The sequence below is a fragment of the Sediminibacterium sp. genome (genome assembly GCF_030695065.1).
GTDB lineage: Bacteria > Bacteroidota > Bacteroidia > Chitinophagales > Chitinophagaceae > Sediminibacterium.
On the sequence record NZ_JAUYTR010000023.1, the window covers coordinates 405,718 to 421,698 of the forward strand.

General features: G+C 34.8%; 12 protein-coding genes. 9 read left to right on the forward strand and 3 right to left on the reverse strand.

Translation table 11 applies throughout. The features are described from left to right. Positions 1 to 73: 73 nt before the first annotated feature. Together nadD and Q8S25_RS12565 are read right to left on the reverse strand one after the other, a co-directional pair. Positions 74 to 643, reverse strand: a complete 570-nt coding sequence (nadD, locus tag Q8S25_RS12560; protein ID WP_305538271.1) for a nicotinate (nicotinamide) nucleotide adenylyltransferase — start codon at positions 641 to 643, stop codon at positions 74 to 76. 23 nt (positions 644 to 666) lie between these two features. Continuing rightward, on the reverse strand, positions 667 to 897 hold the full coding sequence (locus Q8S25_RS12565; RefSeq protein ID WP_295191353.1) for a FeoA family protein: 231 nt from the start codon (positions 895 to 897) through the stop codon (positions 667 to 669). A gap of 72 nt (positions 898 to 969) precedes the next feature. Here Q8S25_RS12565 and ybeY point away from each other — a divergent pair, with 72 nt between their 5' ends. The 9 genes from ybeY (at position 970) to Q8S25_RS12610 (ending at position 15,381) form a co-directional block, all read left to right on the forward strand. Next, the gene (gene ybeY / locus Q8S25_RS12570) at positions 970 to 1,404 is read left to right on the forward strand and encodes an rRNA maturation RNase YbeY (RefSeq protein ID WP_305538273.1); all 435 of its coding nucleotides are present in this window, start codon (positions 970 to 972) and stop codon (positions 1,402 to 1,404) included. Beyond that, complete coding sequence (locus Q8S25_RS12575; RefSeq protein ID WP_305538275.1) at positions 1,401 to 2,087, forward strand: CAP domain-containing protein; 687 nt, start codon at positions 1,401 to 1,403, stop codon at positions 2,085 to 2,087. Before ybeY ends, Q8S25_RS12575 begins: the two co-directional genes overlap by 4 nt. 123 nt (positions 2,088 to 2,210) lie before the next feature. Further along, on the forward strand, positions 2,211 to 2,771 hold the full coding sequence (locus Q8S25_RS12580) for a hypothetical protein (protein ID WP_305538277.1): 561 nt from the start codon (positions 2,211 to 2,213) through the stop codon (positions 2,769 to 2,771). 26 nt (positions 2,772 to 2,797) lie between these two features. Beyond that, positions 2,798 to 4,666 (forward strand): tRNA uridine-5-carboxymethylaminomethyl(34) synthesis enzyme MnmG, encoded by a 1,869-nt coding sequence (mnmG, locus tag Q8S25_RS12585; RefSeq protein WP_305538279.1) that lies wholly within the window; start codon positions 2,798 to 2,800, stop codon positions 4,664 to 4,666. A gap of 24 nt (positions 4,667 to 4,690) precedes the next feature. Further along, complete coding sequence (locus tag Q8S25_RS12590; RefSeq protein ID WP_305538281.1) at positions 4,691 to 7,114, forward strand: AsmA-like C-terminal region-containing protein; 2,424 nt, start codon at positions 4,691 to 4,693, stop codon at positions 7,112 to 7,114. 93 nt (positions 7,115 to 7,207) lie between these two features. Further along, positions 7,208 to 10,354, forward strand: a complete 3,147-nt coding sequence (locus Q8S25_RS12595) for an amidohydrolase family protein (RefSeq protein ID WP_305538283.1) — start codon at positions 7,208 to 7,210, stop codon at positions 10,352 to 10,354. A 10-nt stretch (positions 10,355 to 10,364) separates the two neighbouring features. Beyond that, entirely contained in the window at positions 10,365 to 11,681 is a 1,317-nt protein-coding gene (locus Q8S25_RS12600; RefSeq protein WP_305538285.1) for an amidohydrolase family protein, read from the forward strand. 88 nt (positions 11,682 to 11,769) lie between these two features. Beyond that, on the forward strand, positions 11,770 to 14,598 hold the full coding sequence (gene polA, locus Q8S25_RS12605) for a DNA polymerase I (protein WP_305538287.1): 2,829 nt from the start codon (positions 11,770 to 11,772) through the stop codon (positions 14,596 to 14,598). Positions 14,599 to 14,607: 9 nt separating this feature from the next. After that, the gene (locus Q8S25_RS12610) at positions 14,608 to 15,381 is read left to right on the forward strand and encodes a sterol desaturase family protein (RefSeq protein WP_305538289.1); all 774 of its coding nucleotides are present in this window, start codon (positions 14,608 to 14,610) and stop codon (positions 15,379 to 15,381) included. A gap of 5 nt (positions 15,382 to 15,386) precedes the next feature. Here the strand turns inward: Q8S25_RS12610 and Q8S25_RS12615 are convergent, their stop codons facing one another. Further along, a complete protein-coding gene (locus Q8S25_RS12615; RefSeq protein WP_305538291.1) occupies positions 15,387 to 15,890 on the reverse strand; it encodes a DUF2480 family protein in 504 nt (167 codons plus the stop codon). Positions 15,891 to 15,981 lie beyond the last annotated feature (91 nt).

The window sequence follows — 15,981 nt, forward strand, 5'->3', positions numbered from 1 at the left end:
AATAAATCTATCGTATTCAGCTTAGAAAAACACGGGCTCTTGTTGAATATTATTTAAGTGGATGAAGAAGTCTTTACTTAAAATACTTGTTAGCTTCTATATATTCGCGCACTTTGTCTGGAACCAAGTATCGAATACTTTTTCCTGCTTTAATATTATCCCGAACATGGGTTGCAGAAATGGTTAATAAGGGGGCATTTAAAATAGTTACTCGTGCTTCGTGTTTATTGGTGACTACAAAATCAGGACGATTGTAAACAATGAATGCATAATCACTAATTAATAGCGGAGCGTTTTTCCACTTGGGTAAATTCTGGAAACTATCGCTTCCCATAATGATGGTGAATTCGTGTTGCGGATATTTTTCTTTTAAATAAATCAAGGTATCGATGGTGTAAGAAGGCTTGGGTAGCTTAAATTCAATATCTGATGCCCTAAGTCTTGTATCTTCTTCTACCGCCAACTGCACTAAATGCAAGCGATGATACTCGTTCAATAAACTATGTTCTTGTTTAAAAGGGTTTTGGGGAGACACCACAAACCATACTTGCTGTAAATCGGTTTCGTTTAAAACATGACTGGCTATAATCAAGTGGCCCGTATGAATGGGGTTAAAGGATCCAAAATAGAGGCCTATTTTCATATAACTTATTGATTATCAGGTTGTTATGACAAATCTTCGGTTACAAAAATACTGTTGGCCTCGCTTAATCTTAAGCTAAGTCGGTAACCAGATACACAAATTGATATAGGATCTCCTAAAGGAGCAATTTGCTCCACTTTTACTTTCTCGCCTGGCACACATCCCATTTCCATGAGTTTGATAAAAATCTCGTCCTTCTCAAATGAATCGATGATACCCTTTTGCCCCGCTGTCAATTCAGACAATCTTTTCATATTTCCGATTATATGGTAAAGGTAATCTAGCCCGTATTGGTTTTGTTACGAATTTTGGAGTAATAACCAACTATGACCAAAATCAACTTTAGAACCGGAGATCGTCCATTTGTATTTAAAAACAAAGCAGGGTTAAAATCTTTTATAGCATCTATTTTTAAAAAAGAGAAAAAACTGCTGGGGGCCATCAACTATATATTCTGTTCCGATGAAATGCTTTTGAAGATTAACCAAGACTTTCTGCAACACAATTATTACACCGATATCATCACTTTTGGCTTAAACGAACCAGGTGAACCCATTGATGCTGAAATATATGTAAGCATAGATCGGGTAAAAGACAATGCCACACAGCAGGGGGTTTCCTTCCAGAATGAAATGCAAAGAGTCCTTTTTCATGGTGCCCTCCATTTGTGTGGCTATAAAGACAAAAAGAAAAGTGAAATTGTAGTGATGAGGCAAAAAGAGGACCAGTATTTGCAACTAATGGCCAAAGCCCAACAATGAATCTAAAAGTATTGGTAATCGGATGTTTTTTATTTTGTTCTGGTTATCTGAATGCCCAACAATACAGTCAGGTAGTTCTTAAAGACATTCCCTTTGAACCCAATATTGCCATTAACACAGATCTAGTTGAAAAACTAGAACAAAACAATGTATACCAATCCGCTAGCAAGGCTGCCCGCTCCTTTATTTATTGGACCAACTTCGCCAGACTTTATCCAAAGGCTTTTAGAGATGGGGCCCTCTTGCCGTTTATTAAACTACAGCCCAGCTTAAAAGGGAAATATGCAAATAGCCTGATTAAAGATCTAGGCAAAATAACGCCCCTTCCATTTCTTGAGCCAGAATTGAAGCTAACAAAGGCTGCACAATTACATGCAGAAGATATTGCACAAAACAATGGAAGGGTAAGTCATCAATCTTCAGATGGTTCAAGCTTTAGTGATCGGATGAAAAAAGTGGGCTATAAGAACTGTTCTGGAGAAAACATCTCTTTGGGGAATGACAATGAAGGACTCAGCTCTCTTTTATTACTTTATTTAGACATTAACCTACCCGATCTGGGCCATAGGAAAAATCTATTCAATCCTAATTACACCAAAATTGGGGTTAGCGTGAAGCAACTTCCCAATAATCAATTCCTTATCGTACAAGAACTAGGTTGTGGGGATTTGTCTAAAAACTAATCATTGATTGCCAGACTCCCTTAACCAGGTTAACTTGGAGGTTCCACGGGCAACCGTTCCACCCTGAAACATTATTTGGATGTGATTCGTGGAACATAGAACTTTAGGCCCTATAAAGCAACTATGCAGAACGAAAAAAGAAAATGGCAAATGGCATTCAGGCGGTTTGTGCTTGAAAATGCCCCTAGTGAACAATACGCACCCTACTTTGGTCTTTGCAAAATTGACCTTCGAAAGTGGATTGAAGCACAGTTCTCAAATGGTCTAAGCTGGGAGAACTTTGGAAAAGCGTGGCAATTTGAACATATTATACCAATTGCTTGGTTTAATACCAGTGATGAAGAAGAGTTGAAAGCCTGTTGGGGATTCTTAAATATTCGAGTTACACCAATAGAAGGGGGCTCAGGGCATTCTATTGATTTAATGTTTGCCAAGAATTATTTTGAAAAGCTTTATAAAGACGCTGGATTTGAGGGATGTTTATATTATTTAAAAAAGTTGGATGCTATTTTAATTGAGCACAGCACTATTCCTTCTGCAAAGCTTATTGGTTTTCTACAAGCAAATAAAACCGAACTGGAGGCTATACCTAGCTTTTCAGCTGATGAATACCAACAGTACCTTGAAACAGGTTCTGCAAAATCAATCTTAACTGAAAGAGAAATATTAAAAAAATTCGGTTAGGGCTTATCCTATAATATCTTTGCACCATGTTTTCAAAATACGATGTAATAGTAGTGGGCGCTGGACATGCAGGATGTGAGGCAGCAGCGGCAGCTGCCAACTTGGGTAGCTCCGTTTTGTTGATTACCATGAATATGCAAACCATTGCCCAAATGAGTTGCAACCCTGCAATGGGTGGAATTGCAAAAGGACAAATTGTTAGAGAGATAGATGCAATGGGTGGATACAGTGGAATCATCACCGACCTAAGTACCATTCAATTCAGAATGCTAAACTTAAGTAAGGGACCAGCAATGTGGAGCCCAAGAGCACAAAATGATCGAATGCTTTTTGCTGCAAAATGGAGAGAATGGCTAGAAAAAACACCTAACGTAGATTTTTACCAAGACATGGTAAAAGAAATTATTATTAAGAACAACAAAGCATGTGGGGTAATTACAGGTCTTGGTCACGAGATTATGGCTGAGTCTGTAGTAGTTACTAGTGGTACTTTTTTAAATGGAGTGATACATATTGGAGAAAAACAGTTTGGAGGTGGTCGTGTTGCAGAAAAAGCAGCAACTGGAATTACAGAACAATTGGTTGCTTTAGGATTTGAAAGTGATAGATTAAAAACTGGTACACCTCCAAGAGTAGATGGTAGAAGCTTGGACTATTCAAAAATGGAAGAACAAAAGGGAGACGAACATATAGTTGGTTTTTCTTATATAAATATTCCTAAAGTAAAAGCGGAAAACCAAAGGAGTTGTTTTATTACCTACACCAACCAAACGGTGCACGATTTATTAAAAACAGGTTTTGACAGATCACCCATGTATCAGGGAAGAATAGAAGGTGTAGGTCCAAGATACTGTCCAAGTATTGAAGATAAAATCAGTCGATTTGCAGATAGGGACAGGCATCAATTATTCGTGGAACCAGAAGGTTGGGATACAGTTGAAATTTATGTAAATGGCTTCTCAACTTCTCTACCCGAAGAAGTTCAAATGGCTGCACTAAGACAAGTTCCTGGATTTGAAAAATGTAAAATATTTAGACCAGGATATGCAATTGAGTATGACTATTTTATGCCGACTCAATTAACACATGCTTTAGAAACAAAACAAATCAGTCATTTATTTTTTGCAGGTCAAATTAACGGAACAACCGGATATGAAGAAGCAGCTTGTCAAGGTTTAATGGCTGGCATAAATGCACACCAAAAAGCAAAAAATTTGGAACCCTTTATCCTAAAAAGATCAGAAGCTTATATTGGCGTTTTGGTAGACGACTTAATAAATAAAGGCACCGACGAACCGTATAGAATGTTTACCAGTAGAGCAGAGTTTAGAACACTCCTAAGACAAGACAATGCCGATATAAGATTAACAGAAAAAAGTTATAAAATTGGGTTGGCTTCAGAAGGTAGAATGAAAGCGGTTGATATTAAAAAAACAGAAGTTTCCTTTGTAAAAGATACCCTTAAAAACTATTCAGTAGAACCAAATGAAATAAACGAATATTTAACCAGTATTCAATCTGCAACAATTACAGAAAAACAAAAAGCATCAAAAATTATTTTAAGACCGAATGTAACCCTAGCAAATTTGCAAGACTCGCTTCCAACCTTAAAAGAAACATTGCATGAAATATCTGATGATTCCCTGCTTCAATCAGAAATACAAATCAAGTATGAACGCTATATTGAGAAAGAGCAACAACTTGTAGATAAAATGAGTGATTTGGAGAACATGGTGATTCCGACCAACTTTGATTATACCAAACTCAGTGCATTATCCAATGAAGCATTACAAAAAATGAAAAAAATTCAACCCAGCACATTGGGACAAGCTAGCAGAATCAGCGGTGTAAATCCTTCAGATATACAAATTCTAATGGTTTACATGGGTAGATAAGTTAACTTCAGGAAAACAAATCTTTTGAAGCGAATCCTAAAATGGTTGGCTTATGGTTTCGCTAGTATAAGTCTATTCATTATACTGGCGTATTTTATTGCTAGTATTTATATTGAACAAAACAAATATAAACTACTAGTAGAAGCGCGTAAGTCTATAGAAAAAAAATACCATAGCGTTGTCGAAATCAAAAACATTCACTTAAGTTTAATAGAGCAATTTCCAAATTTATCTATACAGTTAGATCATATAGATGTTAAAGGGCCAATGTATGGCGCGCATCATCAAAAACTATTTACGGCTAAAAAAGTATCCCTTAGAATAAAACCCTTGCCTTTATTAATTGGAAGTATTGTATTTAGCAAAACAAAAATTAATAATGGACAACTCTTTATTTATACAGACTCACTAGGAAAACACAACCTTGATGAATTAAAACAAAAAAGAAAAGCAGAAAATAAATCTACATTTCCAATGCCAGAAAATATTGAATTGAATGAATTTAATATCATCATCAAAGACGATCAAAAATTAAAGAACTTTCAATTCAACATAAAAAAATTACAAGTACTAACCAATAAAACAGGTGAAATAACTGAACTAACTATAAAAAAAGAAATGACTGTTCGGTCGTTAACATTTAATCATTTAAAAGGAAGCTTCTTAAAAAATCAAATACTAAAAGGGAAATATACATTACAACTAAATAATAAAATTCAAACACTATCGGTTAACAACATATCCTTAATAATTGGATCAATACCGTTTAATATACAAGGCATTTTTGATTTAAAAAAAGATGGACAGTTCAAATTAAATATATCAACGAAAAGTATTCCATTTGATATTGCACAATTATTTCTTACAAAGAATATTAATCGAGTATTGAAGTTCATAACAATTACAAAACCATTATCAATTGATGCAACTATTACAGGCCCTTTAAATGGAGGTGAACCACATGTAATTGCAAACTGGGAAACGAAACAGACAATAATTGGTACGAATCAAATTCAATTTACCAAAGCAGATGTAAAGGGGAGTTTTAATAACCAAGTAAAAAAAGAACAAACACCGTCAGATTCAAACAGTACAATCTTATTAACTAAACTAACTGGTGATTGGCATAGCATTCCTATTAAAACCACAAATATTCAATTAAACAATCTTACTAATCCAAATTTAAAAGGAGGCTTTAGCAGTCAATTTGATTTAACAAAATTAAATTTACCCTTGAATACAGAAAATATAATCATTAAAAAAGGTTTAGGTATAATTAACATTAACTATGAGGGCCCATTAAATAATATATTGGAGAGTAATACTAAAATTACAGGCAGATTACAAATTGTTAATGGAGAAATATATATAAAACCCATTCAAAAAGACATCATTAATACTCAAGCTGAGATTAATCTAAATAATAATACGGTTGAAATAAAAAATTTAACGGCTAGAACAAAAGATGGTAGTAATATAAATGTAACAGGCGTTTCTACAAACTCACTTTCAGCAATTCCTAATACTCCCGGGAAAGCAAATATTGTACTAAACATAAAGAGTCCATATTTAGATTTAAATAATTTTAGCACCACACTACAACATAATTTCAAAAAAGGTAAAAAGCCTATTAAGACAACTTTTAGTAAAATTGACCATTTACTTGAAAACGAAACTATTCATATCAATTTAGAAGCAAAGTCAATAAAATGGCAAAAACTAACAACCACAAATCTAAAATCATCCATTAGTTTAAAAACGGGAATATGGGAACTTAGTAGTTTAAGTATGAATATGGGAAAAGGAAATATTCAGTTATCCTCAAAAATAATTTACGATAAGGGTGTAAAAACACTATTTGCCAAGTACAATATTATTGGCGTTAAAGCCGATGAGCTATTATATGGAATGGGTAATTTTAACTTACCGGGTATTTCCTATAAAAATATTCGTGGTATACTATTTATCAAGGGTCAATTAATAGGGCCAATTAACCAACAAGGCGGCTTTAATCCAAATAAAATTAAAGCGCATTTGAATTTTCAATTAAATCAAGGTGCGTTATTGAACTATCCACCATTAATTAAAATACAAGAACATATATTTAAAAAACGCAAACTTGATTCTTTGCAGTTTTCAAACATTCAGAATGAAATAACTATACAAAATGGAAATATTCATATTCCTAGAATGGAAATAGCCACATCCGCACTAAATCTATTTGTTGGTGGAGATTATGGTCTTAATGGAAAAACAAACTTACATATTCAAATTCCATTAAATAATATTACTAAGAGAGATCAATCCAAAAAGATGCTAAATGTCTCCAATAAAGAAAAGGGTGGAACAAGTATTTTTTTAAGCGCAATATCAGATGAAACCGGACATATTAAATTAAAAATAGACCCCAATGGAGCTAGATACAAAAAAGAACAAATAGCACAATAAGCCCCTCACCCATTCATCATAATAATAAAGCGCAAAAATTTATTAGATTAACAATTTTAGTAGCTTTAGAATCCTACTTAAACAACCTTACTTATGAGAAAAATCAAGTTGTTGTTTTCTTGTTTGGTATTGACAACCATGTTGCATGCCCAAGAAACATTTCCAGTGAACGGTGTAGCAGATAAAAGAGATGGCTGCTATGCATTCACCAATGCCACCATTGTTAAAGATGCCCAGAGTACCATACAAAACGGTATAATGGTTATTAGAGATGGTAAAATTATTGCGGTTGGAACAAATGTGACTGTTCCAAAAGATGCAGTAGTTATAGATTGTAAAGACAAGTTCATCTATCCATCTTTTATAGACATTTATTCAGACTATGGAATGCCTCAGGTTCAAAGACCTACAGGAGGCGGGGGTTTTGGTGGTCCAGCTCAACTTACAAATAATCAAAAAGGAGCTTATGGTTGGAATCAAGCATTAAAATCTGAAGTGAATGCTTATAAAATTTTCAGCGTAGATGATGCTAAGGCTAAGCCAATGCGCGAAGCCGGATTTGGAACAGTTCTTACACACCAAAAAGATGGAATTGTAAGAGGTACTGGTGCTGTAGTAACTTTATCTGGAGAAAAGGACAATTTTGTAATAGTAAAAGAAAAAGCTGCTGCGCACTATTCTTTTAACAAAGGCACTTCAACTCAAAGTTATCCCTCTTCATTAATGGGTTCTATAGCCCTTTTAAGACAAACCTATAACGATGCAGCTTGGTACAAAAACAATCCAGAAGCGGCAACTAAAGAAGGATTTAATATTACGCTACAATATTTTAATTCCAATCAAACCCTCCCACAAATATTTGATGTTCAAGACCGAGGAGTTGATTTATGGAATGTACTAAGAGCAGATAGAATAGGTGATGAATTTGGCGTTCAATATATTCTGAAATCTACTGGTAAAGAATACCAAAGAATAAAAGAAGTAGCTGCTACAAAAGCTCCAATGATTGTTACTCTAAATTTTCCACAAGCACAAGATGTGGAAGATCCTAATGATGCAAGAATGGTTTCATTGGCCGATATGAAAAATTGGGAATTAGGACCAACCAATCCTGCGGCAATTGAAAAAGCGGGTATACCTTTTTGTTTAACCACTTCTGATTTAAGAGATCCAAAATCTTTTTTAAGCAATCTTAGAAAAGCAATAGAATATGGTTTGTCTGAAAAAGCTGCAATGGAGGCATTAACCAAAAATCCAGCAACTTGGTTAGGTGTATATGATAAGGTAGGTAGTTTAGAAGAGGGCAAAATAGCCAACTTCGTTATTTCTACCGCTCCGGTATTTTCTGAAAAATCAATCATTCTTCAAAACTGGGTAAACGGAAACAAATATGCAATTAAAGAAGATGCTTGGAAAGGTATTAATGGTAACTATACTTTAATGGTAAATTCAGACAACGGAACACAAAATTATTCATTAGAAGTAAAATCAAATAATTCTGCCACTTTAGTTGGGAAAGATACATTGTCTACTAGATTTAGCTATGATGGCAAAGTGGTAAAAATCAGTTTTGCTCCAATGCAAAGAAGAATGGGTGGAGTTGGACGTGTTGGAATGGGAGCTGGAGCAAATGCGGTAGCACCATTACCAGCAAATGCAGCCAAATTAAGTGGATTTAGCAATGGTAATAGCTGGAATGGAACTGGTGTAGATTCTTTAGGAAATCATATTACTTGGTCTGCAGAAGAAGTAAGTTTAACTACAGCAAAGGCAGAAGAATCAAAATCAAAATCTATTCCAAAAACCAGTAAATCTTTTTATCCTTTTACTGCATTTGGTAACGACGAAGAAAATATTCCAAAAGCAGAAACCATCTTATTCAAAAATGCTACTGTTTGGACTAGTGAGAAAGCGGGCAAACTAGACGGTACAGATGTATTGGTTAAGAACGGAAAAATTGCAAAAGTTGGAAAGGGATTAAGTGATGCTACTGCTAAAGTGATTGACGCAACCGGAAAACACTTGACTGCAGGAATTATAGACGAACACTCTCATATTGCATCAGCATCTACTAATGAGGGCGGACAATCTGTTACATCGGAAGTAAGAATGCAAGACAACCTTGATCCAGATGATATCAATATTTATAGACAATTAAGTGGTGGTGTTACCAGCTCTCATATTCTTCATGGATCTGCCAACACAATTGGCGGACAAACTCAATTAATTAAACTTCGTTGGGGTAAAGACGATAAAGGATTAATGTTTGAAGGCGCTGATCCATTTATAAAATTTGCTTTAGGTGAAAACGTAAAGCGCTCTTCATCTACTCAAGGAAATACTCGTTTTCCTGATTCTAGAATGGGTGTTGAGCAGGTATTAAACGATGCCTTTAATAGGGCTAAAATTTATGAAGCTGCTAAAAAAGAGCACGAAGCAAATAGCAAGAAAAAAGGTGCTACAACAAGTACTTTTAGAAAAGACCTTGAGCTTGAAACCTTAGTAGAAATAATGAACAGCAAACGCTTTATTACTTGTCATAGTTATGTAGCAAGTGAAATTGTGGTGGCTATGCGTGTTGCAGAAAAATATGGTTTTAAGGTAAATACATTCACCCATATTTTAGAAGGCTATAAAGTGGCAGATAAAATGAAAGCACATGGTGCAGCAGTTTCTACCTTCTCTGATTGGTGGGCTTACAAAAATGAAGTGCAAGACGCCATTCCTTATAATGCAGCAATTATGCACAAAGTTGGTTTAAACGTTGCTATTAATTCTGATGATGCTGAAATGGCACGTCGCTTAAATCAAGAAGCTGCAAAAAGTGTAAAATATGGTGGAATGAGTGAGATAGATGCCTTAAACATGGTTACCATCAATCCGGCTAAAATGTTACATGTAGACAGTAAAGTAGGAAGCATTAAAGAAGGAAAAGATGCCGACTTGGTTTTATGGTCTGCTCATCCATTGAGTATTTATGCAAAATCACTGTACACAGTTGTAGATGGAACTATTTTCTTTGACCGTGCTAAAGATGAAGCAATGAGAAAAGATGTAAAGGCAGAACGTACACGCTTAATCAGCAAAATGGTGGGTGAAAAAAGAACGGGTGCTCCAATGGCTCCATTTACACCAAGCTTTAAATACGTACATACTTGTTTAGACCATGGACATAAATTGGGCTTACTAGAAATTGAAGCGGGTGAAGAAGAAGGTATTGAACACAATAGCAACCACTAAAAACATTATCATGAAAAAAATTATCATATCACTTAGCGCTTTACTCCTTTTAGTTGGAGTTACAAAAGCACAGGAAACCATTTACCCAGCGAAAGCGCAAAAGGGTATTATATTCCTAAAGAATGGAACAGTACATATAGGAAATGGAACGGTTATAGAAAATGCCACCATTAAAATGAATAATGGGAAAATTGAAGAAGTTGGAAATAATATAACCATACCCCAAGGAGATGTTCAGGTTTTTGATGTAACCGGAAAACATATTTATCCTGGACTAATTCTACCTGCATCTAATTTGGGTTTACAAGAAATAAGTGGAGTAAGGGCCACAACCGATTTCAATGAAATTGGAGACATGAATCCAAGTATTCGTTCTATTGCAGCCTACAACGCAGATTCAAAAATTACGAATACATTGCGTTCTAATGGTATTTTATTGGCACACACTGCTCCTGTTGGCTCTTTGCTTGCGGGTCAATCTAGTGTGGTTCAATTAGATGCTTGGCATTGGGAAGATGCTGCATATAAAATGGACAATGGTATGCATATATATTTACCCAGCTTATTGGGTCGTCCAGGCGGTAGATTGGGTGCATTATTTGCACAGTTTATGCCTCAAGCACCAACAGATCCACTAAAAGCAGCTTTAGATAGAATAGAAATTGTAAAAAAATATTTTAGGGAAGCAAAAGTGTATATTGAAAATACACCCAAAGAAAGCAATTTGAAATTGGAGGCTGCTCGAGGGTTGTTTCAGAAAAAACAAAAATTGTTTTTACATGGAAATCAGGTTAAACAGATGTTGTTGGCCATTGATTTTGTAAAAGAGTTTGGGTTTGATGTAGTAATTGTGGGTGGATCAGAAAGCTGGCAAATAGCTAGCTTATTAAAAAAACATAATATTAGTGTTATTTTAAGTCAAATGCATAACCTGCCTACCTTAGACGATGATGATGTAGATATGCCCTATAAAGCACCTTCAGTTTTACAAAAAGCGGGCGTTTTGTTTTGTATAAACGATGATGATCCACAAAACAGAGGAAGAAACCTAGCTTTTAATGCAGGAACAGCTGCGGCCTATGGTTTAACTAAAGAAGAAGCACTAAGCGCAATTACATTAAATGCGGCAAAAATTTTGGGTGCAGATCAAACCACAGGGTCTATAGAAAAAGGTAAAGACGCAAATATTATTATTAGCACTGGGGATATTCTAGATATGCATACCAGCATTGTTGAACACGCTTTTATACAAGGAAGAAAGATTGTATTAGACGATAAACACAAACAATTGTATGAGCGATATAAACACAAATATTCAATCAAGTAATAGCAATAAATTCCTTTACTAAATAAGAGAAGCCCGGAACATTTTGTTACCGGGCTTTTTGTATAAGCCTATTTGTTACCTTAGCCATATGGAAAAGAAACTATTTCTGTTAGATGCGTTGGCTTTAATATATCGAGCATATTATGCATTGATTCGGAATCCAAGAATCACATCTAAAGGAATTAATACCAATGCACAGTTTGGTTTTACTTCTACCCTCTTTGATCTTATTAATAAAGAAAAACCCACTCATTTGGCAGTGTGTTTTGATACACATGCGCCAACCGAACGTCATACAGATTTTACAGACTACAAAGCAAATAGACAAGAAGCACCTGAAGATTTGTTGTCTTCCATTCCCGACATTCAAAGAATCATACGAGGTTTTAATATTCCAGTGGTAGAATTAGATGGTTATGAGGCGGATGATATTATTGGTACTGTAGCTTGGCAAGCAGCTGATGCAGGGTATGAAGTATTTATGGTTACCCCAGATAAAGACTATGGCCAGTTATTGGTAAAACCACATGTATATATATATAAGCCACCAGCATACGGTAATGCCGAGGAAATTGTTGATGCTGAAAAAATTTGTGCAAAATGGGATATTGCTAAAGTAGAGCAAGTGGTAGATATGCTAGGATTAATGGGTGATGCGGTAGACAATATACCGGGAATTCCAGGAGTAGGAGAAAAAACAGCAGCTAAACTATTGAAGGAATACCATACACTAGAAGGAGTTTTAGAAAATGCAGATAAAATTAAAGGGGCACTAGGAGAAAAGGTACGAGCAGGGAAAGAGTCGGCAATTATTAGTAAAAAATTGGCCACTATTATCACCAATGTTCCCGTTGAATTTCATGAAGAAGATTATCGGCTGAAAGAATGGAATAGAGAAGAGTTGAATACGGTGTTTACAGAATTAGAATTTAAAACATTAGGTAAAAGAATTCTTGGCGAAACTTTTAATGCATTTCAATCTGCACCACAAGGTGTACAAACCGACTTATTTGGAAATGCGGTTGAACAAAAAGCAGGGACAAACAAAACTACTATTGAAGAAGATAATAATACACCAACTTATGGGTTGGTTGCAGATAAAAACATAGAAAACACCCAACACGAATACCAATTAATAGACTCAGTAGAAGCAATTCAAAATCTGGTAAAAGAGTTGTTGACTAAAAAAGAAATATGTTTTGATACAGAAACAACAGGTACAGATGCCAATAATGTAGAAATAGTCGGCCTGAGTTTTTCGTATGAAAATAACAAAGCCTATTATATACCATTTAGTAGTAATCAAAAAGAAACAATAGAAAAATTAAGGCTATTTCTTCCCTTATTTGAGGATTCAAATAAATGTTGGGTAGGACAAAATATTAAATACGATTTACTGGTATTGAAATGGTATGGTATAGAACCAAAGGGTGATTTATTTGATACCATGCTCGCTCATTATGTAATTGAGCCAGAAGGTAGACGTAGTATGGATTTACTCAGTGCTCAATATTTAGGATATGAACCCGTTTCTATTGAAACGCTTATTGGTAAAAAGGGAAAGAACCAAGGCAATATGCGTGATGTTGAAATTGATAAAATAAAAGAATATGCTGCTGAAGATGCAGACATAACGCTGCAACTAAAACAATGCTTTGTTCCATTACTGAAAGCAAAAGAGGTAGAAAAGATTTTTTATGAAGTAGAAAATCCTTTGGTAAGGGTTTTAACAGATATGGAGTTTGAGGGCATAAAAGTAGATGAAGCTTTTTTGTTTGAATACAGCAGAGAATTAGAAATAGAGGCAAAAAAATGCGAAGAAAGTGTTTACGCCCAAGCTGGGGTAAGATTTAACTTAGCTTCTCCCAAACAATTAGGTGAAGTGCTATTTGATAAATTACAATTAGATCCAAAAGCAAAAAAAACCAAAACGGGTCAGTATGCTACAGGAGAAGATGTTTTACTAAAATTGGCTAATCAACACAAAATAGTCGATGATATATTAGGATTTAGAGAATTGACTAAATTAAAATCTACTTATATAGACGCTTTGCCCGAAATGATTAACAAGAAAACGGGGCGGGTACATACCTCTTATGCACAAGCAGTAGCAGTAACGGGAAGATTGAGTAGCAATAATCCAAATCTTCAAAATATACCAATAAGAACAGCAAGAGGTAGAGAAATAAGAAAAGCTTTTGTGCCGCGAGTACCAGGAAGAATATTAATGAGTGCAGACTATTCACAAATTGAATTGAGAATTGTGGCTGCTATTAGTGGAGATCCAAATATGTGTGCGGCATTTAAAGAAAGAAAAGATATTCATACTGCCACCGCTGCCAAAGTATATGGAGTAGAAGAAACTGCCGTTACAAAAGAAATGAGGTACAAAGCGAAAAGTGTAAATTTTGGAATCATTTATGGCCAAGGTGCTTTTGGATTAGCAGAAAATCTTGGTGTAAGTAGAGCAGAAGCAAAAGAAATAATAGAAAACTATAAAAAAGAGTTTCCATATATTCAACAATATATGGACTATCAAATCAAGTTTGCAAAAGAGCACGACTATGTACAAACATTAATGGGTAGAAAAAGATGGCTAAAAGATATACATAGTGCCAACTTTACTGTGAGGGGATTTGCTGAAAGAAACGCCATTAACTCTCCTATTCAAGGAACTGCAGCAGATATGATTAAAATGGCTATGATCAAAATTCATGCTGAGATGAAAAAAACAAACTGGGAATCTAAAATGATTTTACAGGTGCACGATGAATTGGTTTTTGATGCAGTTGAAGCAGAGGCAGATGCTTTACAAGAATTGATCATTAATTGCATGGTTAACGCACTTCCATTACCCAACGAAGTACCGGTAGAAGCAGAAGTGGGTAGAGGTAAAAACTGGTTAGAAGCACATTAAATTGATACAATGAATTGGGAATTATTTTTTAAAGCATTTGAAAAAATTGGTAGCCGCTATATTGGTACTGCGCTTATTGCCTTTTTATTGTTTTACATCATATTTAGAAAGCAATGGCTTTATCAAAAAATTCAACAACGGTTCCCTAAAACAAAAGATTATTTAAGAGAGCTCTCTTATTCATTAAGCACCATATTCATATTTAGTTTAATCGTTGTAATCTTAAACAGCCCAAGTATAGGCCCAAACACAACTAGATACAAAGAAATGGATGGAATGGGTTGGGGTTATTATTATGCAGCATTTCCACTTATGTTTATTATGCATGATTTGTATTTTTACATTATGCATCGTATTATGCACCATCCATCTGTATTTAAATACGTCCACTTAGTACATCACCAATCAACCAATCCTTCCCCCTGGGCAGCATATGCTTTTCATCCATTAGAAGCAATAATTGAACAGGGAATTGTAGTGATATTTTATTTTACTATACCTATACATATTACGCACCTAGCACTCTTTTTCTTATTCTCGATTATCTATAATGTGTATGGTCATCTTGGTTATGAGCTGTATCCTAAAGGATTTAATAAAACCTTAATTGGAAGATGGATTAACACATCAGTAAACCACAATCAGCATCATCAATACTTTAAGGGGAACTACGGATTATATACCCTTATTTGGGATCGGCTTTTTGGTACAATAAGAAAAGATTATGACCAACAGTTTGAAGAAGTGAAAAATAGAACAATTACCAAGAAAGCCGTTCTTTAAATTATTTATTTCTTTTTATACAAAGGTACAGTACTACATGGTTCTCCATACATTATACTCTTTGCAAAAGGCTTTAATATACTAGTTATTTTAACATATGCAGAAGCGGGAACAGGGTCTTCTCCACATCCCTTTACCACTATTCTTTGATCGGTATAATCAACACCTTGAATAAGGTCTAGCGCGCTTAATAATAACTGTTCTTTTACATAAGCTTCAGTACCAAAATATACCCCTTTTACAAGTGGTGTTAAATAAACAGTAACCAACATATTCGCCCACATTGGTATAATAGCATCTGCGCTACACGTTAAAGCAACATAACTATCCCTATATTTTTCCCAATCGGTTGTAAGTAAAGCGGCTCTAAAATCTTTTTCTTTTAGAATTAATTCCATAAATAAATAATCTTTTAAATCAAAGACCATTATTTTTTCCTTTGGAAAAAAAGCCTCTAAATCTAGGCTAATGATTCCACTTTCGGCTACTTTATTAACAATAGGTTCCATAATTAGATGTAAAATTAGCTAATTGGACAGATCAAATTTTACGATACACGCAAAAAAAAGCCCACTTTATTAAAAGTGGGCTATAATTCGA